Below are 22,873 nucleotides of genomic sequence, written 5' to 3' on the forward strand. Positions count from 1 at the left end.
GAGAAACCCATGCTTGATCCCTTTGAGAATAAAGTTGTCGCCATCACCGGCGCCGCCTCAGGCATTGGCCTTGAGTGCGCCCGCACCTTTCTCGCCGCAGGGGCGAAGGTGGTGCTGATTGACCGGGCGCGCGACAGGCTGGAGCAGCTCACCCGCGAGATGGGCGACGGGGCGTTTGCGCTGGTTATCGACCTGCTAAAGCCGCAGGAGGTTTCCGGCATGTTGCAGGGCATCCTTGATGCGGCAGGGGGGCTGGATATTTTCCACGCCAATGCCGGCGCCTATGTGGGCGGGCCGATTGAAGCGGGCAACCCGGACGACTGGGACCGCATGCTCAACCTGAATATCAATGCGGCGTTTCGCTCCGTGCACGCGGTGCTGCCGCATATGATCGCGCAAAAATCGGGCGACATTCTCTTCACCAGCTCGATAGCGGGCGTCGTGCCGGTTATCTGGGAGCCGATTTATACAGCCTCGAAATTTGCCGTTCAGGCGTTTGTTCACACCACGCGTCGGCAGGTCGCGAAGTATGGCATACGCGTGGGGGCGGTGCTGCCCGGCCCGGTGGTGACCGCGCTGCTGGATGACTGGCCGAAAGAGAAAATGGAAGAGGCGCTGGCGAACGGCAGCCTGATGCAGCCGAAAGAGGTGGCGGAGGCTATCTTGTTTATGGTGACCCGACCGCGAAACGTCACGGTGCGCGATCTGGTCATTCTGCCTAACAGCGTGGATCTGTGAAGTGACACTGTAACCCATTGGCCGGACGACAACGGAGAAACGATGAATAACGAAGCGCAGAACAGGGGCAACGTCGACGATAATATTCTTATTGGCGTGGATGTCGGCACCGCCAGCGCGCGCGCCGGCGTGTTCGACGCCGGAGGCGAGATGCTGGCGACGGCGAAACGGGACATTTCCCTGTTTTATGGCGATGGACAGGCGGTTGAGCAGTCGAGCCGGGACATCTGGCAGGCGGTTTGCGATGCGGTAAAAGAGGCGCTCGGGCTTGCCGGGGTGAAGCCCGGCCAGGTTGCCGGCATTGGGTTTGATGCCACCTGTTCGCTGGTGGTGCTGGGCGAAGGGGGCGCGCCGCTGGCGGTGGGCGACAGCCACGACCCGGATCGCAATATCATCGTCTGGATGGATCATCGCGCCACTGAACAGGCGGAGCGGATTACTGCGCTGAATCACCCGGTGCTGCGTTATGTGGGCGGCATTATTTCGCCGGAAATGGAAACCCCTAAGCTCCTCTGGCTGAAAGAGCACCGCCGGGCAACGTATGATAACGCGTGGCAGTTTTTTGACCTGGCTGATTTTCTTACCTGGCGAGCGACGGGCGACCTTGCCCGTTCCAGCTGCACCGTCACCTGCAAATGGACTTATCTCAGCCATGAGCAACGCTGGGACGAAAGCTATTTCCGCCAGGTTGGTCTTGAGGAGCTGGCTGACGAAGGGTTCAGCCGCATCGGCCAGCATATTGTCGAACCGGGAACGCGCTGCGCAAACGGCCTGACCGAAGAGGCCGCCGTCCAGCTTGGTCTGCTGCCCGGCACGCCCGTCGCCGCCGGCATTATCGATGCGCATGCGGGCGGCATCGGGACGGCGGGCGTAAAAGGCGGCCCTGCCGGGAACCTGGCCTATGTGTTTGGCACCTCTTCCTGCACGATGACCTCAACCCACGAACCGGTCTTTTTACCCGGCATATGGGGGCCGTACTATTCCGCCATGGTGCCGGGCATGTGGCTGAACGAAGGGGGGCAGAGCGCGGCGGGGGCGGCCATCGACAGGCTGCTGTCGCTGCATCCGGCAGCGCGCGACGCCCAGGCGCAGGCAAATCAGCTCGGCGTCCCGCTGCCGGTCTGGCTGGCGGATCGCGTGCTCGAAAAGGTGGGTTCGGCGTCCGGGGCGGTGGACTATACCCGGGGGATCCACGTCGTGCCGGAGTTTCTTGGCAACCGTTCGCCTTTTGCCGACCCGCATGCCCGGGCGGTGATTGCTGGCCTCGGGATGGAAAACGAGACGGAAAGCCTGCTGTCGCTCTACGTTGCCGGCATTTGCAGTATTGGCTACGGGCTGCGCCAGATAATGGATGTTCAGCAGCAGGCGGGCGTGGATACCCAGGCTATTGTGATAAGCGGCGGCGCCGGTCAACATCCCCTCATCCGGCAACTGCTGGCCGACACGACCGGGCGGACGGTGATCGCCACCAAAGCCCGCGAGCCGGTGCTGCTCGGCTCGGCTATTCTGGCTGCGGTCGCAGGCGGGGTGGTTGACTCGGTTAGCGACGGGATGAGCCGTTTTTGCGCCGTTGCCGGGGAGTATACGCCTGCGGCGGCCTGGAGCGAGCGTCACCAGCGACGCTACGCGAGCTTCCTGCGGCTTCAGGAGGCCGCGCGCGGGCTTGACAGCTAGCCGTCGGTACCCCGGCAGCGCCATTAACAGAAAGGCGAACCTTTTCACGCCAGACGGGCTTAACCCGGCATAACGCGATAGCCTTAATGAGGTCACGCTTTCAACGAGCCTGCCGTCATTCACTGCAGCATGGCCGCATTGTCCGTGCGGGTACTGCGCCGACAGCGCATGAAGGTGCGGATCGAAACCCTATTTCCAGGAAGGGAGCGCATTCCTTTCTATACCTGCCGTTTCACCTGAGGTATTTTTGGCAGGTTCGTTTTTTGTTACGCAGGCGTGCGCACCGTAATTGATGTGGAGTGTAATGATGAAGTTTCCCGGTCTTCCTGAAAATGAAGAGGAGCGGCTGCAATCGCTCTACATGATGGATCTGCTGGATACCCGGGACGATGAGCGTTTCGAACGCTTAACCCGACTGGCGAAAAAACTTTTTCAGGTGCCTGTCGCGCTCATTAGTTTGCTTGACCGCGACAGGCAGTGGCTGTTGGCCTGCCAGGGGCTTAGCGAGCGAGAAACGTCGCGAAATGTCTCTTTTTGCGGGCATGCTATTTTGCAAAAAGGTCCGTTTATTGTTAACGATGCGCGCCAGGATGAGCGCTTTTACGATAACCCGCTGGTGACTGGCGAACCCTATATTCGCTTTTACGCAGGCTACCCGGTGCATCTGCCGGATGGCGCAGTAGTGGGAACGATTTGCCTGGTTAACTCAACGCCTCGCACATTCAGTCAGGAAGATATCGACGCATTACAGGACCTGGCGTTTATCGTGGAAGATGAATTTCAGGTCATCAGCATGGCGATGACCGACAGCCTGACCGGTATTCCTAACCGCCGCGGCTTTTACCGCCGCGCAGAGAAACGCTTTCACGCTCTGCGAAATCACGGCGCCTCTTTTAGCCTGCTCTTTTTTGATCTGGATAAGTTTAAGCCGATTAACGACCTGTGGGGCCATGCCGAGGGCGACCAGGTGCTGAAGGTTTTCGCGACGCATCTGCAACAGCATCTTGGCCCGAAAGATGTCGTGGGGCGGCTCGGCGGCGATGAGTTCGCCGTGCTGCTGGCAAGCCATAGCGACGCCCGACGCTTTCTGGCTTCGCTTCATGAAAGCCTGGAGGCGCACAACCAGCGCGCCGGCAAGCCTTATAACATCAACTACTCTTACGGCATTCTCGACAGTGACGGCGCAAAATATCACTCGTTGCACGAGATGGTAAAAGAGAGCGACAGCGTGATGTATTCCCAGAAGCGCAGGAAACAGCTTGAGCAGCGCCGGTAATCCCATGACGCGCCTTTTAACCGCGCAAGCCGTGCGCGGGTTATCCGGGATGCGGCGGCGCTAGCGCTGCGCCGCCTCTTCAGGGAGCAGCATAATCATCTTCAGCGTGCGGTTGCTGGCGAGCTGCCAGCTGACCTGGCGGTAGGAGACCAGGCCCTGCTGCGCATGCCGGAAGAGGCGCTCGCCCCCTTCGCGCGCTATCACCTGCTGACGCTGCCAGAACGCCTGAAACGGCGCGCTCTCCTGGCTCATCTGGCGCACAAAGCGGTTGAGCGTTTCATCATGCGGGTAGTGCATGGCGTCGGCCCGCAGCTCCGCCACGATGCGGCTGGCGCGCGTCTCCCAGTCCATCACCAATTGTTTCGCCAGCGGATGCAGAAACATAAACCGCATCATATTCGGCACGGCGTCGTTATCGAGCCAGCCGCTGAACAACGCCTGTGCCTGCGCGTTCCACGCCAGCATGTTCCAGGTTAAATCGAGCAGATAGCAGGGCTCACTCACCTGATTCACCGCCGCCAGCACCGCCTCCTCAACGACCGGCACCGCCTCTTCGAGCGGGTCATTTTGCAGCGCGAGGCGAAAAAGATAGCTTCTTTCCGTCGGTTTCATCTTCAGCGCCGCAGCAATATTCGAAAGCGTCTGCGCAGAAATCGAGATTTCTCTGCCTTGCTCAATCCACGTATACCAGGTGGTGCTGATGCCGCTGAGCTGCGCCACCTCTTCGCGCCGCAGGCCGCGCGTGCGTCGCCTTGCCGTCACGGGCAACCCGAGCATATCGGGCGAGGTGTTTTCCCGCTGGGTGCGTAAAAAAGCGCCCAACGCTTTCGGGCCGGAAAGCGGGGTGGTTTCCATGCGTGGTACTCCCTTATACCAGTATAAGTAGCAATATTGTACCCGTATAAAGCGCGCAGTATAGTCATTTCACAGAGCGGTTTTCCTCACCATAAGGCGATAAAAATGACAGCAAAAACACACGAAGCATTAGTCGGCGCCCAGTTTGGCGGCCAGGCGCAGGCCTACCTGCAAAGCAGCGTTCATGCGCAGGGTAAAGATTTAGAGCGGCTGGCCGTCTGGCTCAGCGATAAGCCGGACGCCGTGGTGCTGGATATTGGCTGCGGAGCAGGGCACGCCAGCTTTGCCGCCGCGCAGAAGGCGGCTCATGTCACCGCTTACGATCTGTCAGACAGTATGCTGGCCGTGGTGCAGGAGGCGGCGCTGGCGCGGGGGTTAAATAATATTGCCACCCGTCAGGGCCAGGCGGAGGCGTTGCCTTTCCCGGCGGCGAGTTTCGACGTGGTGATAAGCCGCTATTCCGCTCACCACTGGCACGACGTCGGCATGGCGCTGCGCGAGGTAAAGCGGGTACTGAAGCCGGGCGGCGAGTTTATTTTGATGGACATCGCGTCCCCCGGCCAGCCGGTGCGCGACGTCTGGTTACAGACGGTGGAGATGCTGCGCGACCCTTCGCATGTACATAACTATTCGCAGGGAGAGTGGCTGCGGCTGGTCAACGAGAGCGGCATGACGGTGCAGGAGATGGTGGCGGGCCGCCAGGCGCTGGAATTCAGCGCCTGGGTTGAACGAATGAAAACGCCCGCCGCGCTGGTGGAGGCGATTCGCCTGTTGCAGCAAACCGTTTCCGATGACGTCAAAACCTACTTCGCCATTGAGGACGATGGGTCTTTTACGCCGGATACCATTATGTTCCGGGCGCGATAGACGGGCCTTATCGTTTAAAAGCCAGTCCTGGACTGGCTTTTGCGTTATTTAGCGGGCCTGATAACCGGAATATGCGGCGCGGCGTCGGCAGGCAGGTGCCCCGTCAGCCGCGGATCTTCCTGCACCTCGACCTGCACCGCGTAAGGACGAAAGCCGGAGCGGATATAAAAGCCCAGCGCCGAAGGGTGGTCGAACGTGCAGGTGTGCACCCAGAAACGTTTAATAGGCCGCGACCACGCAAGTGCAATGGCCTGATTCATAATCGCCCGGCCAAAACCTTTGCCGGTCGTATTTGGCGTCAGCCCGAGAAACACCAGTTCGCACGCGTCCGGCTCGCTGAAATCGAGCTCCAGAATGCCGATATCCTCTTCCTTTTCTTTAATCACATACACCTCCACGCTTTCGCGGTTCAGGATGGCGCGAAGCTTCTCATCTTCCATCAGGATGCGTGAGTACCATAGCCAGGCGGAGCCGACCTGGCGAAACAGAGCCCGGTAAGCCTCAAGCTCCGGGTTACGCAGCTTTACCAGCGTGACGCCTGCGGGCAGCGGGGCGGTTGCTGTTTCCGGCTTGCTCAGCATTTCGAGGCAGGTCACCACGCTTGCGACATGGCCGGGCGCGACACGGGAATACCCAACGGGCAGTGTGCTGTCTGAATGCGTCATACGCGTTTCCTTTTATAGCGTTTTGCAGGTGGCGATGCTTATTTAGCGCTGATAAAACCTACTGTCCCGCTGCCGTTATGGCTACCTGTTTTTGCGACATTTTTTAAATACAGAACAATGAGATGCCCCAGGCTTATTTTGCCGGATAGCTAGCTGATAAGGCTTCGCAGCACACGCTTTAACCAGTCCGTGGCCTCACTTTTGCCGCTGCGCTGATGCGAGTAGATTTTCACCTCAAAAGGCGGCACGGCGAAAGGCAGCGCAAACAGCGTGATACCGGCCGCCGACGCCAGCCGGGCGGCGGCGAAGCGGGGCATCGCCATCAACAGATCGCTCTGCGCGACAATAAACGGCGCGCTCAGCATGGAGGGCGTTTTCAGGGTGACCTGCCGCGTATAGCCCATGCGCTCCAGCTGTAAATCCAGAATGCCCTGGCTTTCATTCCACGGGGTGACCACCAGATGGCGGGCCGCCAGATAATCCTCCAGCGTCATGCGCGTACGGCGGGCGTGACTGATGACCACATACTCATCCTCAAACCAGTCAATCGCGTCCAGTTCAGGCGGCGTGACGTCGTCAGGCGCGCTAAAGCCCAGCGCCAGGTCCACTTCGCCGGCGAGCAGTTCGTTCAGCGCCGGGCTGTGCGGCAAATAGCGCAGCTCAAAGCGCACGCCTGGCGCGCTGCGCTCAAGTTCGCTTATCAGTGTAGGGAAGATGCAGAATGCCGTGTAGTCCGTAATGGCAATCTGGAAGCAATGGCGGCTGGTTGAGGGATCAAAGGCGGGACGGGGCGAAAGCTGCTGGTTCAGCGCGCCCAGCGCTGAGGCTATCGACGGCGCCAGTTCGCAGGCATAAACGCTGGGGCACATGTTGTGCCCCTCACGGTAAAAGAGCGGGTCGTTAAAAAAGGCGCGCAGTCTTGATAAGGCATGGCTTAGCGCCGACGTGCTCATAAAGAGTTCATCCGCGGCGCGCTTCACAGAGCGGTGGCGAAACACCGCATCAAACACAGGCAGCAGGTTGAGATCGAGTTTTCGGAGCGCCGGATGCATAACATTCATCTTTTGTTGAGATAGTTGCACTTCATGCAGGGCACAATAGCGCTTATGCTTGTCAGCCTCAATTCAGGAAAGACAGGAAAAGCCATGAGTATCAGCATCCGTGAAGCGCGCCCCGCCGACGCAGAAGTGATTTACAACATGATTTACGAACTGGCGGTCTACGAAAAAGCGCCGCAAGAGGTGGTGACCAGCCCGCAGGAGATCCGCGAGACGCTGTTTGGCGCCCAGAGTAAAACGGAAGCGCTGATCTGCGAAGCGGATGGCGTGACGATAGGCTATGCCGTCTTCTTTACCAGCTACTCCACCTGGCTTGGCCGCAACGGCATTTATCTGGAAGATCTCTATGTCTCGCCTGACGCCCGCGGCCAGGGGGCGGGCAAAGCGCTTATCAAGCACATCGCCCGTCTGGCGGTGCAGCGCAAGTGCGGTCGACTGGAGTGGAGCGTGCTCGACTGGAACCAGCCGGCGATTGATTTTTATCTCAGCATCGGCGCGCTGCCCCAGAGCGAATGGGTGCGCTACCGCCTGGATGGCGAAGCGTTGCTTAATTTCGCAGAGCGTTAAACGCGCAAAGCCACTGAAGATGTAAATCCGCGTCGTTGAGGGGTGGTAATCACGCAGGCCTGCCGTGGGCAGGCCTGTTTAATGGCATGATTCAGGCGTAAAAATCCTTTGCGGCAGGAATAAACCGACCCTGCTGCATACGCCTCGATGTAATAAAGAATAAAGTCTCTTTTAACGTCGTAAGTAAATTAATTGACGGCGTTATGGGTTTCCTGAATGCCGCTGTATTTCTCTTTAAACCAGAGTTCGACCTCTTCCAGACTTTTTCCTTTCGTTTCCGGCACGTAAAAACTGAATAAGGTGAACGCCACACAGATAGCGGAGAATATCCAGAAGGTTTGCGAGACGCCCAGGCCATTTAACATCGGTAAAGAGAGCAGGGCGATAACCAGGTTGGTCGCAAAGATAATAAAAATGGAAAGGCTGGTGACTTTTGCGCGCGCTCTTAACGGCGATATTTCCGAGATCATTAAAAAGCCAAGCATCCCGGGGCTAATGGCGTACATCACAATATAAAAAAGCAGAGAAGCCAGCGCGAGCCAGTTGCTGCCCGGGAACGCCGGGACGGAGAACAGCACCGCCAGAATAACCAGGCTGAGGGTTAACCCGATGGCGCCTGCTATCAAAAGCGGACGGCGACCCACTTTATCGACAATCAGCATACCCACGACGGTGAAAATGACGTTGGCGATGCCTAAACCGATGGTGCCCATCCAGGATACCGAGGAGGTAAAGCCGCTGGATTGCAGGATTTGCGGGGCGAAATAGATAACCAGATTGATGCCGCAGGCGTTGGAAAAGAAAGCGACCAGAACGCCGATAATTATCATTGGCCGCACGTGGCCGCGCAATAAATCGCGCCAGCGCAGGGTATCCTGCTCAATTATTTCCAGGCGTTCAATTTCCTGCATTTCCGCCTCAACGCTCGCGGTTCCTCTGAGCTTCTTAAGCGTCGTGAACGCGTCGTCGCGACGTTTGACGGCAATCAGCCAGCGGGGAGACTCCGTCACAAACATAACGCCTACCGCCAGCATGACGCCGAAAACGCCGGCTATGCCTACCGGAAACCGCCAGCCGCCGCTGCTTTCCGCGCCGGCGTTAACGCCATAGGCCAGCACAATTCCTGCCGTAATCATTAGCTGAAAAGAGGTGACCAGAACGCCGCGAATTTTAGCCGGCGACAACTCGGCGATATAGACCGGGACGAGAACCGACGAGGCCCCCACGCCAATGCCCTGAAGGATGCGGGCCACGGTGAGCGCTTCAATGCTGTGGCTGAAGCCGGAACCCGCCGCGCCGATGGCGAAAAAGAGGCCGGAAATAAACAGCACCAGCTTTCGGCCATATTTATCGGCGAGCGGCCCGGCGGCGAGCGCGCCAATCATCGCACCCAATAACGAGGTGCTGACAATCACGCCCTGCATCAGATCGTTTATTTGAAACTCTTTGCCGATATAGACAATCGCCCCGCCAATAATCCCGGTGTCATAGCCAAATATAATGCCGCCGACCGAGGAGATAATAACCGAGAGAATGATAAAAATGCTGGTCTTTATTTTTACAGGCTTGCTCAACGCATGTTTATTTTGTGAATGCACCATGATATTCACCTGCCATAAGTAAAAGAGATGTTTTAGTTCAAAGACGGAATAACCGTCGCGCCCAGCGCGCCAGCAACGTCTCCTAATTCAGACGGTACGATCAATGTATTAACGGCATAGGCTTCCGAGCGGGTTAACGCTTGTTCAAGCCCCGTTTTGAACAGCGGATAATAATGGGCGGCGCTGCCGCTCAGGATAGTCAGGTCGGGTCCATATAGCGTTAATAAGGTAACCAGGCCCCGGCCCAGATAATTCCCGTAGCGGTGAAACAGCGCCGCTACCTCGTCGCGCTGCGCCGCCATCTCGCGATAAAAATTCAGATCCTGCTTTTCAAAAGCGATGCCCGGCAGCAGGCTCTCGAGGTTCTGCTGAAGCCAGCTTCGCGACGCCAGCGTTTCCCAGCAGCCGTGCAACCCGCAGTAACAGGGCGCAGGGTTGCCGGAAATCGGGATATGTCCCGCTTCCGGATGCGCGCCGTTACTGGTGCGAAACGGCCTGCCGTTTTCCAGCAGCGCGACGCCGATGCCCGTGCCAAGCGTTACCATCAGCAGGCGTTTACTGTTGATGCCCGCACCGAAGTGATATTCGCCAAGCACGGCGGCAACCGCGTCGTTATCAATGCTGACCTTGACCTGCAGGTGGTTGCGAAGCGCTTCCACAAGCGGGAAAAAGGAGAAGCATTCAAGCGTATCTTTATTGGTAATGACGCCGGCGTCGGTATCGACGGGGCCGCTGGCGCCGATGCCGAGGCTGACAAGCGTCATGCCGGGCGGGACCAGCTCAAGCACGTGTGATGCCAGCGCCCCCGCGCGCTGGCTTTGTTCGATGTTGCTGAACAGGACGGTAGGAACCGTCCGTGTGCTTATCGTTCCCTCTTCACCGCGAATGATGATGCGGGTGCCCGTGCCCCCGAGATCGATACCCGCCGTTACCGTTGACGTTGAAGGATTCATACCGCCACCGTAATTTTTTGCCCATAGAGGAAATGCCCCGGGATAAAGCCGTTCTTTCTCGCCAGCGCAACCGTCAGATGTTCAATGTAGATAAACCCGCACAGCAGCTGGCCCAGTTCGTCGCCCTCCGGCACGGACAAGAGCCGCGAACCAGCATAAGGCGCCGACCCGATGGTCACCACCTGGGTGCCGTTCGCCAGCATTTCCGCGGCGAGTTTTTCCAGCGTTTCGTCGCCCGGTTTGCCAAGCAATACCGCCAGCATGCCCTCGCCGGAGGTTTCCAGCGGGCCATGGCGGAACTCGCCGCCAATAAACCCTTCGGCGCTGACTTTCGATGCCTCTTTGGTGATGAGCGCTCCGGTCAACGCGTTGGCGGCAAACGATCCCGTGCCGATGTAAGCAATGCGGGGGCGGCGGGCCGTGAAGAGTTGCTCTGCCATATCAACCACGGACTCGCTTTCGCCCACCAGCGACTGCACTGCGGCAAGCACATGCGTTGTCGCGGCGCAGGCTTGCGCGTCGTCTTCGCCCAGCAGGACGGCGAGCGCCCGGTGGCAGGCAATCAGGGTATTGAGATAGCTTTTAGAACTGACGGTCGCCTCATCGCCGCTCTCCAGCGTAACGAGGATATCCGCCTTTTTGGCCAGCACGCTTTCCCGATCGTTCGTTAAGCCAATCAGCGTGCGTGGACGGTTGCCCTGCGCCAGCAATGCGACCACTTCGCCGCTCATCCCGGACTGGGACGTCGCCCAGAGCAGGGTGTTTTCGGTGATAAGCCCGGGCATATCCAGCAACCGGCCGGCGTCAATCCGCCAGACCGGATAGCCGCGGTTGGCCAGCGCGCGCTCAACCGGAATCAGCGCGTAGTCAGACGATCCCATCCCGGTCAGGATTATCCGGTCGTAACTGGCAAGCTGCACATCATGCAGCGCCTGCGGCAGCGGGTTAGCGAGCTGCGCGTTGATGGCTTGCGGCTGCATGGCGATATCATTTTCATAGGGCGTAGACATGGAAACCTCTTCATAACGTTAACAGAACCGTTACACCCTATATGCACGATATCGTGCAAGTCAATGCACGATATCGATTATGTGATAGGGTTAACTTATTACTGATTTGTGAGACAACTCGTTAAAAGCGCGGTCGCAAGGGCTACCTGGCTGAATAATGTGGTAAAATCGACTGCACTTAACTGTGCAAGGGAGGGAGTAATGCAGGCAAAAGAGCGACGGGAGAAGATCCTTTCCCTGCTGAGTGCGACGGGCTATCTGAATGCCAACCAGCTGGCGGAAGCCTTTGCTGTGGACAGCTCGACCATCCGCCGGGATTTAATTCATCTGGAAAAAACGCAGCGAATTATCCGGACGCATGGCGGCGTGCTGCCCGTTCTCTTATCGGAAGAGCAGGATACGCCTTACAGCATCCGTAAACATCGCCACCATGAGCAGAAGGCGGCCATCGGCAAATATGCCGCTTCGCTTATTGCGGATGGAGAGTCGGTGATTCTGGATAACGGCTCAACGGTCTATGAACTGGCCGAACAGCTCACCAGCAAAAAGAACCTGACGGTCATCACCAACGATTTGAACATTGCGATGCTGTTAAGCCAGTATCCGGCCATTAACCTGAACGTCACCGGCGGCGCGGTTGTTGGCAACTCCTATACGCTGGTGGGCCCGGACACCACGCGAAAATTCGGCGAGGTTTACGCCGACTGGGCCTTTCTTGGCGCCGAAGGGGTGCATCCCGAAGCGGGCATCACTAACGTCAATGCGATTGAGCTGCCAACCAAAATGGCCATTCTTAAGGCGGCCAAAACGCGGGTGGTGCTGGCGGATTCGTCGAAAATCGGCTATCGCGCGCTTTCGCACGTTTGCGGCATTGATGACATCGACATGATTATCACCGACAAAAAGAAAAGCGAGAAAACGACGGGCGCTTACGGCGATAAATTACGCTCCGTTGAGGTCTGAGGGGCGCGGCGGGCAAACAGCGCCGCCGCCTGACTATCCCTCATCTCCCGTTACGCCCTTTCAGGTCGGCCTTGCCCGAACGCCCCGGCATGCTAACGCGCGCGCACCGGGTTTTGCAGCGTCTGAATAACCGTTGTCACCACGCCGATTATCTCTACGTTCGCATTTTCATGCAGCGGGATCGGGGCGTAGGCGGGGTTTTCCGGCCACAGGCGAGGGCGGGGCCAGAGTTGCAGGCGCTTGACGGTAAAACCGTCATCCAGACGGGCGACCACAATATCCCCATGGCGCGGCTGCAGGCTGAAATCCACCAGCAGCAGCGAGCCTTCAACTATCGCGGCGTCGCGCATGGAGTCTCCCGTTACCCGCAGCACATAGGTGGCGGAAGGATGCGGGACCAGCTGGCGCACCAGGTCAATCGCACCATCCAGGTAATCCTGCGCCGGGCTGGGAAAGCCGGCGGAAATCCGTTCTAAGTAAAACGGCAAATCAAGTGAAGCGGAGGCGTCAATCTTATACCAATCCATATTAACGGCCTGATTATTTATACTGTATGTATAACCAGTATAATTGGCTCACCGCGATTAGCAATGGCTGCCGCTTCGCTTTAGCCAGGCGATAAAAATAACCCTTTGAAATAAAAAATAAAAAATCAAAGATAAAAAAGTGAGAAACGCGCGGCGCTATTTTGAGCGGCGGGTTATCAGACGAAAAGCATATTTACTTTCGCCTTAACGGGCGGGCGGAAACAACGCCGCCGGTTTAATGGCATATTAATGAAAGGGGCATTGCGGCGGGTAAAGCGCCTGTCTGGAGGGGGTAAGCGCCACGTTGAATACCGCCAGAACACTGAAGAAGCGTAAAACAGAAAACGCAGCCCGGGTATCGCGGCGTAAAGCGCCGCGTCCGTCAGCGACCGCAGCGGGCGGTCGCGTGCTTTCCTGAAAGCTTATTTCTTTTCATCCTCTTGCTTCATCCGCGCCCGGATGCCGCCTTCAATCGTCGCAGTGCCTTTCATCGGCTCGTAAATCGCACCGGTGCTGTGCGGCTGCGGCTGCGCTTTTTCAATTGAACGCCGGGCGACAGCGGCCGACATTTTTTCCGTCGTATCCGGAAAGAGGTTGTGGGAAATCGTCGAGGCGTGGGCTTTCCAGCCTACCGGCATCTCTTCTTTCGGGTTCAGGCAGGCCTCCACCAGCGCGTCGATGACAATTTTCGGGTCATCCATGGCCGCCATGCGCGGCGCGTGGCCGGTATAGTTAGCGGCGTGCGTCCACCAGGGGGTATCTACCGCCCAGGGCATGACGGTCGCTACTTTGATCTCTTTGAACTGATTGAGCTGCAGCTCTTCATTCAGCGTGCGGCTCAGGCTCAGCACGGCCGCTTTGGACGCGGCGTAAGAAGCCTGGTAGGCGAGCGGCACTTCGCTGTCCACAGAGCCTACGTTAACCAGCACGCCAAACCCCTGCGAAATAAAATGATTGATAGCTTCATGCGCGCCGTAGATAAGCCCTTTCAGATTGACGTCGATAAGCCGCGCGTGGTCGGCGACCGGGATCTGCCAGAAAAAGCCCAGCGCCCCCACGCCGACGTTGTTTATCCAGATATCAATATGACCGAAGCGCTGGATGGCGCTGTCTGCAAGCGTCGCCACCTGCTCCGGGTCGCTCACGTCCACCGCCACCGCCAGCGCCTTGCCGCCAGAGGCGGTGATATCGGCGGCGAGCGCCTTGAGCTCCGCCTCGCGCCGGGCGCCCAGCACCACGTTTGCGCCCATTTCCGCCAACCGTATCGCCGCGCCGCGCCCAAACCCGCTGGAGGCGCCCGTAATGACGATGGTGGCGTTAACCAGATTTTTTCTGCCCATAAACTAACCTCGAAAAAGAAAACATAAGGAGCCCCGCACGGCGCGCCCTGAAAACTATCTCATTGAGTTTAGTTTCCTGCGCAAAAGATGAGCGGGACGGCAAAGAAAAAGCGCATCCATTGGGACGTTCAAAACACAGGGAAAAACGAACGGAATTACTCAGCGCTGAAAAGAGCAAACTTAAACGGTCTGACGAAAACATTTTTATAAAAAGATATTAACAAAATAATAGGCGTCATTGAGAAATAGCTCAAACGTAAAGAAATGCAAGAAAGTTGAGTTAAGCAAAGCTGCATGTTATTAATTACCGTGTGTTTAACTACCGGAGACAATTTTCATCCGCAACGACGAGAAGCAACATCGCGGATAAATTGAATTTATATGAGCAGGTTATTCAGGAAGAACGCTTCGCTTTTCACCTCTTCAATTTCATTTTCTCTTCATCACGGCGAGCAGCACTGGCGCAGCGCGCTGTAGTCCCTTTCTCTTCTGCCCACGCCGTCTGGCGATGCGGCTTACCGCTTGGTTTTATCAATTTTTGCCCTGTGGCGAAAGGTTACAGGCGCGCTTCTCAAGCAGGAGAGAAAGCATGTTTTACTGGATTTTATTAGCACTGGCCATTGTGGCCGAAATAACCGGCACGCTGTCATTAAAATGGGCAAGTCAGGGCGATTCGCCGGCAGGTTTTATTTTAATGATGGTGATGATTTCCCTCTCTTATATTTTGCTCGCCTTTTCGGTTAAAAAAATCGCGCTCGGCGTTGCCTACGCCATGTGGGAAGGCGTCGGCATCGTGTTAATTACGCTTTTCAGCGTGCTGTTATTTAATGAGAGCCTGTCGGTAAATAAAATTATCGGTCTGGTGATATTACTTAGCGGAATTGCGCTGATTAAAACCGGCACCCGACAGCAAAAAGCGCAGGAGGTGCAGCATGGCGTTTGAATGGATCCATGGCGCCTGGCTGCTGGCGGCCATCGCGCTCGAAATTATCGCCAATATCTGGCTTAAGCTTTCAGACGGTTTTCGACGCCCGGTTTACGGCGTGCTGTCGCTGGCGGCGGTGCTTTGCGCCTTCGCGGCGCTTGGGCAGGCGGTAAAAGGCATCGAACTGTCAGTGGCTTACGCACTGTGGGGCGGCTTTGGCATCGCCGCGACTGTCGCGGCGGGTTGGGTGCTGTTTGGCCAGCGTCTTAACGGCAAAGGCTGGGCGGGGCTCGCGCTGCTGCTGGTTGGTATGGTGGTGATTAAGCTCGCCTGATGTGATCGCCGTCAGAACTCCATGACGGCGAAACGTCTCGCTTACGGTTAAATAGATTAGCTGGAACGATGTTTTGCTAATGTATATATATGAATTCTGAAAAAGTTGTCGGAAGCGAGAAAAAGAAAACCGATGCATCAGCCGTTCCGGGGTCGTATGGTGCCCAGCGCATGGGCGCTTTTTGTGATGATATTTCTGTCGGGCGTTGGATTGATTTTTTCCGTGGTGACGCTGCTGTACCTTTCACTCAACTTAATCAGCAGTAAAACGAACGAGATAGACGAACATCGCACCGCGCTTTCGGTAAACGGCGCCATTCAGACCACGGTCAATAAAATGTCGGCGCTGGTCATCGATAACGCCGTCTGGGACGACGCCGCGAGAGAGCTCTATCGGCCGACGCTTAATGAAAGCTGGCTTTACAGCACCTGGGGCACCGGATTTAAAGTCGGCAACCTCTATGACGGCACGTTTATTCTTGATGAACATTTCCACGTACTCTGGGGCGCATTCAGGGGGGCGACGGCAAGCGAAAAACGGCTCGATTTTTTCGGCGAGGGGTTGGGGGCGATTATCCGCCAGCACGCCGGTTCGCTGCGCGATAAGCAGGTCGTTTATTCCGGACTCACCCGCACCCGGGAAGGCGTCGCCTTCGTGGCGATTGGCCTGGTGCGTCCGGTAACCGGGCCGTTGCAGGCAGGAGAAAGGACGCGGCGCTATTTACTGCTCACCCGTCACGTAAACCCCGGTCTGCTGCGCGAGCTTGGGGAAACCTTCCAGGCGTCGGACCTGACGTTTACTGCCCAAAAAACGTCGCCTGCCAGCGTGCCGCTGCAAAGCGCGGCGGGGGAAACCCTCGGCTACCTGCACTGGCGGCCCACGCAGCCAGGCGTCGAAGCGGCGAAAGCCTCTTCCGGCAATTTTATTCAAATCGTGATCACCGCCGTGGGGCTGATCCTGCTGTTTATTTTATTCAGCAGCGTTGGGCTCTATCGGCTGGCGCGCGGCGAGAAAAGGGCGCGGGAAGTGGCGCGGCTGGACTGGCTAAGCCGCCTGCCGAACCGTCGGGCGTTGATAGAGCGGATGGCGCAAAGCAGCCAGCGCGCTGAAAGTGAAGTGATAAGCGTGGTGTTTGTCGATCTCGACGGCTTTAAGGATGTCAACGATATCTACGGCCACGATACCGGCGACCAGCTGATTGTCACGCTTGCCGATGCCTTTCGCCAGCACGTGCCGAAAGGCGGCATGCTGGCGCGGATGGGCGGCGACGAGTTCGCCATGTTGCAGGAGGGGGATGCGGCGCACGAAAAAGCCGTCGTCTGGGCCAATAAAGTGCTTGAAAGCCTGAACGCGCCGGTGCGGCTGGGGGAGCGGGTTATTCACCTCAGCGCCAGCATCGGCATCGCTTCCGGCTCGTTGCAGGATTGCACCAGCAAAGAGCTGTTTCGCCGGGCCGATATCGCCATGTATCACGCCAAGCTCAACGGCAAGGGCAGGGTGATGCATTATGACGGGGAACTCAACCGGGTGCGCGAGTTCCAGCTTCGCGTCGAGAACGAGATCCGCAGCGGGCTGGAGCGGGATGAGTTTGAAGTCTGGTATCAGCCCATCGTCGACGCCTGCAGCGGGAAAATGGCGGGGGTGGAGGCGCTGATGCGCTGGCCGCGCCGCCCGGCGGGGCCGCTGCCGCCCGATACGTTCATCGGCATCGCCGAAACCTGCGGGCTAATCCACGCGCTGGGGGAATTTGTGCTGCGCCGCGCCTGCCGCGATCTGCAGCCGCTTTACGATCTCAAGCTCTCGGTGAACATTTCACCCGCCCAGTTTCGCGACCCGGAGTTTGAAAACAAGGTTGCCCGCGGGCTGCGCGAGAACCATTTTCCGGCAGCGCGCTTGCAGCTGGAAGTGACGGAAACTTACGTGCTGGAGAACCCGGAACGGGCGGCGGCGGCCATCGCCAACCTGAAAAGCTTTGGCACCGCCATCGCGCTGGATGACTTCGGCACCGGTTATTCCAGCATCGGTTATCTGCGGCGCTTTAACTTCGATACTATCAAGATTGATAAATCCCTGGCGGGACGGGTGGATAGCGACCCGCAGGCCGCTGCGCTGGTGAGCGGCACTATCCGCATCGCCACCGCGCTCGGCATGGCGGTTACCGCCGAAGGGGTGGAAAACGCGCAGCAAAAACGTCTGCTGCGCCAGGCGGGCTGCGATGCGCTGCAGGGGTACTATTTCAGCCAGCCGATGCCGATAGAGGCGCTGCTGCGCCTGCGCCGGGAGCGGGGCGATAAACCGCTAGCGGCTGGCGAGCGCCTCGAGGCGCTCCCGGAAGCCGGTCACTGAGATAGCGCGATTATCGGCGCGGTAGCGGTCTTTCGCCGCCGGCGCGGAGCTTTGCACGCCAATAAGCTGCCAGCCTGTCCCGGTATTCAGCATCAGCGGCGAGCCGCTGTCGCCGGGCAGGGTATCGCACTGGTGAGAGAGCACGGTGCGCTGCGCCCAGCCGGTTATCAGGCAATCGCGGTGGCTGTAGAGCGTTTCCAGATGATCTTCCGGGTAACCCGACTGGGTAACGCGACGCCCCGTATTGCTTAACGCCTCGGTCAGCGCGTCGCGATCGCCGGCAAACAGCGGCAGCGGCGTAATGCCGGACGGGGGATTGCGCAGCACAATCAGGCCGAAATCATCCGGCGCGGCGGAAGGCGGCACGATCCAGCCGTCGCCGTCCGCTTTCAGACGCTTGCCCAGCGACGATTCAACCCGACCTTCAATATCATGGATTTCATAGCGCCAGCGGCCCTTGAGCGACACAAAGCGCAGCGCCACCGGTTTGTCGATTTTGCCGCGCGGCGGCGTCAGCAGGCAGTGGCCGGCGGTCAGGGCAAGGTGAGGGGAGATAAGCGTGGCGGTGCACAGGTTGCCGCTTTCGGTTTCCAGCTGGCCGATAGCGTCCCACGGCGCGTCGGTGGGCTTTTCAACGCGCACACGGTCGTCATGACCAAAAAAAAGCGTGGCGATCTCATTTGCCGCCTCCGGCGCTTCGCCGACATCCGCACGGGCGAAAAAGACCGGCAAAAAAAACGTTCCCAGCAATAAGACAACGGTTTTATGCATATCACTCTCTGGTGGGCAATTATGATTATAGAAGTAACCCTGCCCTGTAACTATAGACGGGACGCGGTGAAAGTGGGAATAAAATCAGCGCACTAGCCCGCTTATAAATAGAAAACGCCAGCAATGACGCCGCACAGAATCAGTAACGTCAGAATGAACTCAAACCGGTAACGGCGCATAATTCCGGCCTCCTGAAATACGCGATAACCGCGAACGCGGTATGCCCGCAAGCGCGGTATGCCCGCAAGCGCGGGCGTAGGGACAGACTATAAGCGGCGGTGCGGATGGCTTCAGTGAGAGATTGGTATCGGCCTGTAACGATATGTACAACCGCCGCAACGCGCTGAGCTGCGCGCCTTTTCTCTGTGGCGCAATGCGTTTATCATCCCGCCCGTTTTAACAGGAAAGCGGCAGATGCCGAAAAAAGGTCAACACGCCTGAGGAGGCAGATTTATGAATCAAGGTCCGCTTAACGAAAAAGAGCTGGAATGGCTGGACGAGCTGCTGGCGAAATATGGCAACGACGATGCCGTGCTGGATGTGTCTGAGCTGGACGGCATGCTCACGGCGCTGCTCTCCGGCCCGCGTGAAATAGAGCCCGAACAGTGGCTGACGGCGCTGTGGGGCGGCGAGAAGCACATCCCGCGCTGGTCTTCCGAGCGCGAGATGACGCGCTTTATGAACCTGACATTCCAGCATATGAACGATATCGCCGATCGCCTAAGCGATGCGCCGGACCAGTTCGAACCGCTGTTTGGCTACCGTGAAGAAAACGGCCGGGAGTATGTGGTGGTGGAAGACTGGTGTTTCGGCTATATGCGCGGCGTGGCGCTGGACGACTGGTCAACGCTTGCACAGGAGATGATACCGGCGCTGGATGCCATCGCCCTGCACGGCCAGCAAGAGAATGTGCAAAAGCTTGAGCAGATGACGGAGCAGGCGTACGAGCAGAGCCAGCAAGCCATCGGACCGGCCGCGTTGCAGCTCTATCAATACTGGCGCTCGCAGCCTGAAATGCGGCAAACGCCGGTGACCGCCGAACCGAAAGTGGGCCGTAACGACCCGTGCCCGTGCGGCAGCGGCAAAAAGTATAAAAACTGCTGCTTGCATTAAGCCGCTACGGCGTCGGGGCAGGCTCGTTGTTCGCCTGGCTTTGCAAGAACGCCTCTGTCGTTTGGCGATGGAGGCGTTCTCTTGTTTAAGAGAGTCAGCCGAGGTGTTCAGTCCGCTTTTCGCGAAAACGGAGGGGCGTGTGATTATGGCGTGATGGCTATACTGGCGGATAATCCCGCGACCAGTTCGACACCTTCCGGCAACGTGTCTATGTGAATGCGAACCGGGATGCGCTGCGCTAGCCGCACCCAGCTAAATGTCGGTTCAACATCCGGCAGGCCGAGCCCGCCCGTCTCGTCATTGTTGTCACCGATTCCGCGACCGATACTCTCCACATGACCCGCAATCGCTGGCGCCTGGCCCATCAGCGAAATGTGCGCCGTGTTGCCCACGCGAATATGACGCAGTTTGGTCTCTTCGAAATAGCCCACTACCCAGAAACTGTGCGCATCAATGATGGCGACTTTGGTTTCTCCCGCCGTGGCGTAGTCGCCAGGGCGCAGCCGAAGATGGGTGACATAGCCCGCAACCGGTGACCGAACGCTGGCATGCGCTAAATTAAGCTGCGCCAGTTCCAGCGCTGCCAGCGCGCCGTGATAATTGGCCGCCGCGACGTTTGACGCACTCTCTGTCTGCTGCAAATCTTCGTCGGAAATCACTCCTTTGATCCTTGCACGTCGCCTGGCCGCATCCTGGCGCATTAGCATCTCATGCCGTTTAGCCTCAACATCGGCCTGCGCGCTGACTACCGCCAGCTTCAGCCAGCGCGGATCGATGGAATAGAGCACGTCGCCACGATTAACCCACTGATTATCGCGGACTGCCACGCTGATAACCGGCCCGGAGACATCCGGCGCAGTTTGCACCACATCCGCACGAACCCGGCCATCGCGGGTCCAGGGCGTCTGGGCGTAGTGCTTCCACATCATAAACGCCAGCAGGGCGGCCACCGCCGCGGCGCTTAACGTCAGCGCATAGCGGCCCAACAGAGAAAAGAGAGATTTCATGCAAATAACCCCAGCGCGGTCAGAGCCTGCAACAGCAGAAAAAAGGTAACGATACAGGTGGAGAAATCGATCAGCGGGTGACACGGCAACCGGCGGTAAAGCCCGCTTAAAGAGAAAATGGACAAGAGCCACAGTGTACAGACCAGGGCTGCGAGCGCCGTCGCCAGCAGACCAGGGATAAAAACGCCCCCGATAGCGATGTCATTGATCATAAGCGGGCCCTTTGTTCATCTCGCGTAACGCGCAGTGCAGATCGACCAGTCCGTCGACCCACTGGCGCGAGGCGTCATCCGCCGCAGGCAAGCAGCGCGCAGCCATGGCGGCAATACGCAGGCGTAAGGCTTCGGTGTCTGTCGTCCGGCTAAGCAGAGAAAACACCTCGCTTAGCTCAGCGTCCGCCTGTTTGTCACAACGGCGCAACTGCATCACACAGAGGCCGATGCGCAGGGCATACAACAGGTGATTAAGCGCCAGCTGCGAAGCGTGGCCGCTGCGCTGTAAACGCGGCAGCAGCAAAGCCGCCCGGTCGATCATCAGATTGGTCCAGTACGTTTCATCTCTTTTCAGCACCCCTTTCAGGCTGCGGCGGATGTCGCGCTGGCAGAGTTTCAGCAGGCGGTTTATCGCCGCATCGGCCTGTACGGTTTGCAGCAGACTCATGCTGATTACCGCAAAACCCGTCGCGGAAAGTAAGGCGACGGCGGTGTTCGCCGCCACGGCGATGTCGCCGCTGTAGTGCGCGCCAAGTTCGCACAAAATGGGCAGCGTCAGGGTTATCCCCATCGCCATAAAAGTGGTGGCAGGCCGCGCCTGGAGCGACCCGGCAAGCAGATATACCGGCGCAAAGACCGCCACCAGCACGGTGAAGTCGCTCACCTGGGGGAGCAGGGCGAAGCTGTAAAGCAGGCTTAAGAATACTCCCCAGACGCAGCCAATAATGTATTTCACAATATGCGGGGCTGGCGTGTCGAAGCTTGCAAACAGCGTGCAACAGACTCCAAGAATCGAGACCGCCGCGCCGCCATCCGGCCAGGCCGAGTAAATCCAGACCAGGCAGCCGCTCAGAATGATGGCGAAAGCGCCCAGCGACGTGCGGGCGGCGCCAGCGGGATCGCGGTGAAAAACATACCCTTTCAGCGCGTTGTTTTCCGTGCGGCCCGGCGCTGCCTTTGCGTGATGAATGGCATTGGAAAGCCGCTCGCACTGCTGCATGAGGACAATCGCCTCTGTCAGCCAGCGCACAAAACTCGCCTGCAGCGCGTCCTCAACGCTCAGCGCCTGAGCATCGTACCGCTGCGCTAACTGCGCACTGCGTTTTTTTAGCGTATCGGCTCTGCTTTGCCATTGTTCCTCGTTTTCACAGACAAGCCAGGCGTGAACATCGTCCAGCAGCGCCTGCACATCGGCTGGCATCGCCGCTATCAGCGGTAAACGATCGTGTAATTCACAGTTCACGATGATCAATCGCGCCAGTCTGTCATGGATCGCTTTTCTGGCCTGGCGGACCGGTACAGAGAGCGCAAAGTCGTAAGGAATATGGTGGCTTATGCCCTGCAGAAACTGTAATTCCAGCGCCAGGCGCAGCGGCTCTGACACCGCATCCGGCTTGCCGGCCAGGGTGTCGGCAAGCCGCTGTCGCGCTGCGCGCAGCGTTTTTGATAGCCGGATGTGGAACAGCCCTGAGATGCGCGAGGGCAACACATAGCGGTGGATAAGCGCTGCGCAGAAGATGCCAATCGTTATCTCCTGCACCCGGACAATAGCAATGTTAAATATCGCGGCGGGATCGGACACTGCAGGGAAACCAATCAGACTTGCGGTATAACCGGCCAGCACAAAGGCATAGGCGCGTGGCGTGCGTTCAAGCAGGGATAAATAGAGGCAGAAGGTTATCCAGCCGCTCAGTATGATGCTGCAAAAGATGGGCATATTCACGAACGCAGGCACGATCAAAACGGTCGCGCCCGCGCCGATCGCCGTTCCTGCCAGGCGATAGACGCTCCTGCTTAGCGACGCGCCGACCGAGGTTTGCGAAACGATATATACCGTGATGATTGCCCATGAAGGCCGCTCAAGGCCAATCGACAGGGCAAAGTAATACGCGAGCATCGCGGCGGCAAAACTCCTCGCGGAATAAAGCAGGGCGCTGGCATCGTTGAGCAGCGTGGGGGAGGCCGTACGGCGTAACCTGTCGCGTAGTGCGCTTAAGGGATGAAAGTAAAGGAGGTTGATTTTGCTCATGCCGGGAATTATTACCGGCTTGCGCACCCGCTTAAATACTTT

The 22,873-nt window shown here is 58.1% G+C and carries 23 protein-coding genes; 10 read left to right on the top strand and 13 right to left on the bottom strand.

Annotation, left to right across the window (positions count from 1 at the left end; translation table 11 throughout):
• Positions 1–9: 9 nt before the first annotated feature.
• The 3 genes from IEX01_RS05920 (at position 10) to IEX01_RS05930 (ending at position 3,688) form a co-directional block, all read left to right on the top strand.
• Entirely contained in the window at positions 10–738 is a 729-nt protein-coding gene (locus IEX01_RS05920) for an SDR family oxidoreductase (protein ID WP_024555438.1), read from the top strand.
• Positions 739–780: 42 nt separating this feature from the next.
• Positions 781–2,412, top strand: a complete 1,632-nt coding sequence (locus tag IEX01_RS05925; RefSeq protein ID WP_188723432.1) for an FGGY-family carbohydrate kinase — start codon at positions 781–783, stop codon at positions 2,410–2,412.
• A gap of 307 nt (positions 2,413–2,719) precedes the next feature.
• Positions 2,720–3,688: a sensor domain-containing diguanylate cyclase gene (locus IEX01_RS05930; protein ID WP_188723735.1), complete on the top strand. Its 969-nt coding sequence runs from the start codon at positions 2,720–2,722 to the stop codon at positions 3,686–3,688.
• 60 nt (positions 3,689–3,748) lie between these two features.
• Here IEX01_RS05930 and IEX01_RS05935 read toward each other — a convergent pair whose 3' ends face one another.
• Positions 3,749–4,543, bottom strand: a complete 795-nt coding sequence (locus IEX01_RS05935) for a helix-turn-helix transcriptional regulator (protein ID WP_024555441.1) — start codon at positions 4,541–4,543, stop codon at positions 3,749–3,751.
• A gap of 105 nt (positions 4,544–4,648) precedes the next feature.
• On the opposite strand from IEX01_RS05935, the gene IEX01_RS05940 reads away from it, so the two are divergent.
• Positions 4,649–5,410: a class I SAM-dependent methyltransferase gene (locus tag IEX01_RS05940; protein WP_188723433.1), complete on the top strand. Its 762-nt coding sequence runs from the start codon at positions 4,649–4,651 to the stop codon at positions 5,408–5,410.
• A 44-nt stretch (positions 5,411–5,454) separates the two neighbouring features.
• On the opposite strand, the gene IEX01_RS05945 is transcribed toward IEX01_RS05940, so the two are convergent.
• Both IEX01_RS05945 and IEX01_RS05950 read right to left on the bottom strand, forming a co-directional pair.
• The gene (locus IEX01_RS05945; protein ID WP_188723434.1) at positions 5,455–6,075 is read right to left on the bottom strand and encodes a GNAT family N-acetyltransferase; all 621 of its coding nucleotides are present in this window, start codon (positions 6,073–6,075) and stop codon (positions 5,455–5,457) included.
• Between the two features lie 149 nt (positions 6,076–6,224).
• Positions 6,225–7,136 carry a LysR family transcriptional regulator gene (locus IEX01_RS05950; protein WP_048887832.1) on the bottom strand — a complete coding sequence of 304 codons (912 nt, stop codon included), beginning with the start codon at positions 7,134–7,136 and terminating at the stop codon, positions 6,225–6,227.
• Between the two features lie 84 nt (positions 7,137–7,220).
• Between IEX01_RS05950 and IEX01_RS05955 the strand changes: the two genes are divergently transcribed.
• Complete coding sequence (locus IEX01_RS05955; RefSeq protein ID WP_024555443.1) at positions 7,221–7,700, top strand: GNAT family N-acetyltransferase; 480 nt, start codon at positions 7,221–7,223, stop codon at positions 7,698–7,700.
• Between the two features lie 188 nt (positions 7,701–7,888).
• Here IEX01_RS05955 and IEX01_RS05960 read toward each other — a convergent pair whose 3' ends face one another.
• Genes IEX01_RS05960 through IEX01_RS05970 form a run of 3 tightly spaced genes read right to left on the bottom strand, consistent with a single transcriptional unit; the run spans position 7,889 to position 11,264 of the window.
• Positions 7,889–9,301, bottom strand: a complete 1,413-nt coding sequence (locus IEX01_RS05960; protein WP_188723435.1) for a sugar porter family MFS transporter — start codon at positions 9,299–9,301, stop codon at positions 7,889–7,891.
• 32 nt (positions 9,302–9,333) lie between these two features.
• Positions 9,334–10,254, bottom strand: a complete 921-nt coding sequence (locus IEX01_RS05965; RefSeq protein WP_024560983.1) for an ROK family protein — start codon at positions 10,252–10,254, stop codon at positions 9,334–9,336.
• The gene (locus IEX01_RS05970; protein ID WP_188723436.1) at positions 10,251–11,264 is read right to left on the bottom strand and encodes an SIS domain-containing protein; all 1,014 of its coding nucleotides are present in this window, start codon (positions 11,262–11,264) and stop codon (positions 10,251–10,253) included. The genes IEX01_RS05965 and IEX01_RS05970 overlap by 4 nt, the downstream gene beginning before the upstream one ends.
• A 201-nt stretch (positions 11,265–11,465) precedes the next feature.
• On the opposite strand from IEX01_RS05970, the gene IEX01_RS05975 reads away from it, so the two are divergent.
• Positions 11,466–12,227 (top strand): DeoR/GlpR family DNA-binding transcription regulator, encoded by a 762-nt coding sequence (locus IEX01_RS05975; RefSeq protein WP_024555447.1) that lies wholly within the window; start codon positions 11,466–11,468, stop codon positions 12,225–12,227.
• Between the two features lie 92 nt (positions 12,228–12,319).
• Here the strand turns inward: IEX01_RS05975 and umuD are convergent, their stop codons facing one another.
• Positions 12,320–12,754, bottom strand: coding sequence for a translesion error-prone DNA polymerase V autoproteolytic subunit (gene umuD, locus IEX01_RS05980; protein ID WP_024555448.1), 435 nt, complete (start codon positions 12,752–12,754; stop codon positions 12,320–12,322).
• Between the two features lie 422 nt (positions 12,755–13,176).
• The gene (locus IEX01_RS05985) at positions 13,177–14,094 is read right to left on the bottom strand and encodes an SDR family NAD(P)-dependent oxidoreductase (RefSeq protein WP_188723437.1); all 918 of its coding nucleotides are present in this window, start codon (positions 14,092–14,094) and stop codon (positions 13,177–13,179) included.
• A gap of 589 nt (positions 14,095–14,683) precedes the next feature.
• On the opposite strand from IEX01_RS05985, the gene mdtJ reads away from it, so the two are divergent.
• The 3 genes from mdtJ to IEX01_RS06000 all read left to right on the top strand — a co-directional run bounded on the left by mdtJ (position 14,684) and on the right by IEX01_RS06000 (position 17,699).
• On the top strand, positions 14,684–15,037 hold the full coding sequence (gene mdtJ / locus IEX01_RS05990; RefSeq protein WP_024555450.1) for a multidrug/spermidine efflux SMR transporter subunit MdtJ: 354 nt from the start codon (positions 14,684–14,686) through the stop codon (positions 15,035–15,037).
• On the top strand, positions 15,027–15,353 hold the full coding sequence (mdtI, locus tag IEX01_RS05995; RefSeq protein WP_024555451.1) for a multidrug/spermidine efflux SMR transporter subunit MdtI: 327 nt from the start codon (positions 15,027–15,029) through the stop codon (positions 15,351–15,353). The genes mdtJ and mdtI overlap by 11 nt, the downstream gene beginning before the upstream one ends.
• A gap of 132 nt (positions 15,354–15,485) precedes the next feature.
• The gene (locus tag IEX01_RS06000; RefSeq protein WP_048887834.1) at positions 15,486–17,699 is read left to right on the top strand and encodes a putative bifunctional diguanylate cyclase/phosphodiesterase; all 2,214 of its coding nucleotides are present in this window, start codon (positions 15,486–15,488) and stop codon (positions 17,697–17,699) included.
• Here IEX01_RS06000 and IEX01_RS06005 read toward each other — a convergent pair.
• Positions 17,652–18,470 carry a trypsin-like serine peptidase gene (locus IEX01_RS06005; RefSeq protein ID WP_188723438.1) on the bottom strand — a complete coding sequence of 273 codons (819 nt, stop codon included), beginning with the start codon at positions 18,468–18,470 and terminating at the stop codon, positions 17,652–17,654. The genes IEX01_RS06000 and IEX01_RS06005 overlap by 48 nt on opposite strands.
• A 101-nt stretch (positions 18,471–18,571) precedes the next feature.
• Positions 18,572–18,649, bottom strand: coding sequence for a small membrane protein YdgU (gene ydgU, locus IEX01_RS21930; protein WP_459208636.1), 78 nt, complete (start codon positions 18,647–18,649; stop codon positions 18,572–18,574).
• A 274-nt stretch (positions 18,650–18,923) separates the two neighbouring features.
• Between ydgU and IEX01_RS06010 the strand changes: the two genes are divergently transcribed.
• On the top strand, positions 18,924–19,583 hold the full coding sequence (locus tag IEX01_RS06010; protein ID WP_024559264.1) for a YecA/YgfB family protein: 660 nt from the start codon (positions 18,924–18,926) through the stop codon (positions 19,581–19,583).
• A 143-nt stretch (positions 19,584–19,726) separates the two neighbouring features.
• Here the strand turns inward: IEX01_RS06010 and IEX01_RS06015 are convergent, their stop codons facing one another.
• The 3 genes from IEX01_RS06015 to IEX01_RS06025 are packed head-to-tail and all read right to left on the bottom strand — an operon-like array spanning position 19,727 to position 22,831.
• Positions 19,727–20,590, bottom strand: a complete 864-nt coding sequence (locus IEX01_RS06015) for an HlyD family secretion protein (protein ID WP_048887836.1) — start codon at positions 20,588–20,590, stop codon at positions 19,727–19,729.
• A complete protein-coding gene (locus IEX01_RS06020; RefSeq protein ID WP_188723439.1) occupies positions 20,587–20,802 on the bottom strand; it encodes a DUF1656 domain-containing protein in 216 nt (71 codons plus the stop codon). The genes IEX01_RS06015 and IEX01_RS06020 overlap by 4 nt, the downstream gene beginning before the upstream one ends.
• Entirely contained in the window at positions 20,792–22,831 is a 2,040-nt protein-coding gene (locus IEX01_RS06025; RefSeq protein ID WP_188723440.1) for an FUSC family protein, read from the bottom strand. Before IEX01_RS06025 ends, IEX01_RS06020 begins: the two co-directional genes overlap by 11 nt.
• Positions 22,832–22,873 lie beyond the last annotated feature (42 nt).

It is taken from the genome of Franconibacter daqui, assembly GCF_014644275.1.
In the GTDB taxonomy this organism is placed as follows: Bacteria; Pseudomonadota; Gammaproteobacteria; order Enterobacterales; family Enterobacteriaceae; genus Franconibacter; species Franconibacter pulveris.

Coding starts and splice junctions, on each gene's coding strand:
- IEX01_RS05920 (WP_024555438.1), top strand. CDS start 10: ATGCTTGATCCCTTTGAGAATAAAGTTGTCGCCATCACCGGCGCCGCC.
- IEX01_RS05925 (WP_188723432.1), top strand. CDS start 781: ATGAATAACGAAGCGCAGAACAGGGGCAACGTCGACGATAATATTCTT.
- IEX01_RS05930 (WP_188723735.1), top strand. CDS start 2,720: ATGAAGTTTCCCGGTCTTCCTGAAAATGAAGAGGAGCGGCTGCAATCG.
- IEX01_RS05935 (WP_024555441.1), bottom strand. CDS start 4,543: ATGGAAACCACCCCGCTTTCCGGCCCGAAAGCGTTGGGCGCTTTTTTA.
- IEX01_RS05940 (WP_188723433.1), top strand. CDS start 4,649: ATGACAGCAAAAACACACGAAGCATTAGTCGGCGCCCAGTTTGGCGGC.
- IEX01_RS05945 (WP_188723434.1), bottom strand. CDS start 6,075: ATGACGCATTCAGACAGCACACTGCCCGTTGGGTATTCCCGTGTCGCG.
- IEX01_RS05950 (WP_048887832.1), bottom strand. CDS start 7,136: ATGAATGTTATGCATCCGGCGCTCCGAAAACTCGATCTCAACCTGCTG.
- IEX01_RS05955 (WP_024555443.1), top strand. CDS start 7,221: ATGAGTATCAGCATCCGTGAAGCGCGCCCCGCCGACGCAGAAGTGATT.
- IEX01_RS05960 (WP_188723435.1), bottom strand. CDS start 9,301: ATGGTGCATTCACAAAATAAACATGCGTTGAGCAAGCCTGTAAAAATA.
- IEX01_RS05965 (WP_024560983.1), bottom strand. CDS start 10,254: ATGAATCCTTCAACGTCAACGGTAACGGCGGGTATCGATCTCGGGGGC.
- IEX01_RS05970 (WP_188723436.1), bottom strand. CDS start 11,264: ATGTCTACGCCCTATGAAAATGATATCGCCATGCAGCCGCAAGCCATC.
- IEX01_RS05975 (WP_024555447.1), top strand. CDS start 11,466: ATGCAGGCAAAAGAGCGACGGGAGAAGATCCTTTCCCTGCTGAGTGCG.
- umuD (WP_024555448.1), bottom strand. CDS start 12,754: ATGGATTGGTATAAGATTGACGCCTCCGCTTCACTTGATTTGCCGTTT.
- IEX01_RS05985 (WP_188723437.1), bottom strand. CDS start 14,094: ATGGGCAGAAAAAATCTGGTTAACGCCACCATCGTCATTACGGGCGCC.
- mdtJ (WP_024555450.1), top strand. CDS start 14,684: ATGTTTTACTGGATTTTATTAGCACTGGCCATTGTGGCCGAAATAACC.
- mdtI (WP_024555451.1), top strand. CDS start 15,027: ATGGCGTTTGAATGGATCCATGGCGCCTGGCTGCTGGCGGCCATCGCG.
- IEX01_RS06000 (WP_048887834.1), top strand. CDS start 15,486: ATGCATCAGCCGTTCCGGGGTCGTATGGTGCCCAGCGCATGGGCGCTT.
- IEX01_RS06005 (WP_188723438.1), bottom strand. CDS start 18,470: ATGCATAAAACCGTTGTCTTATTGCTGGGAACGTTTTTTTTGCCGGTC.
- ydgU (WP_459208636.1), bottom strand. CDS start 18,649: ATGCGCCGTTACCGGTTTGAGTTCATTCTGACGTTACTGATTCTGTGC.
- IEX01_RS06010 (WP_024559264.1), top strand. CDS start 18,924: ATGAATCAAGGTCCGCTTAACGAAAAAGAGCTGGAATGGCTGGACGAG.
- IEX01_RS06015 (WP_048887836.1), bottom strand. CDS start 20,590: ATGAAATCTCTCTTTTCTCTGTTGGGCCGCTATGCGCTGACGTTAAGC.
- IEX01_RS06020 (WP_188723439.1), bottom strand. CDS start 20,802: ATGATCAATGACATCGCTATCGGGGGCGTTTTTATCCCTGGTCTGCTG.
- IEX01_RS06025 (WP_188723440.1), bottom strand. CDS start 22,831: ATGAGCAAAATCAACCTCCTTTACTTTCATCCCTTAAGCGCACTACGC.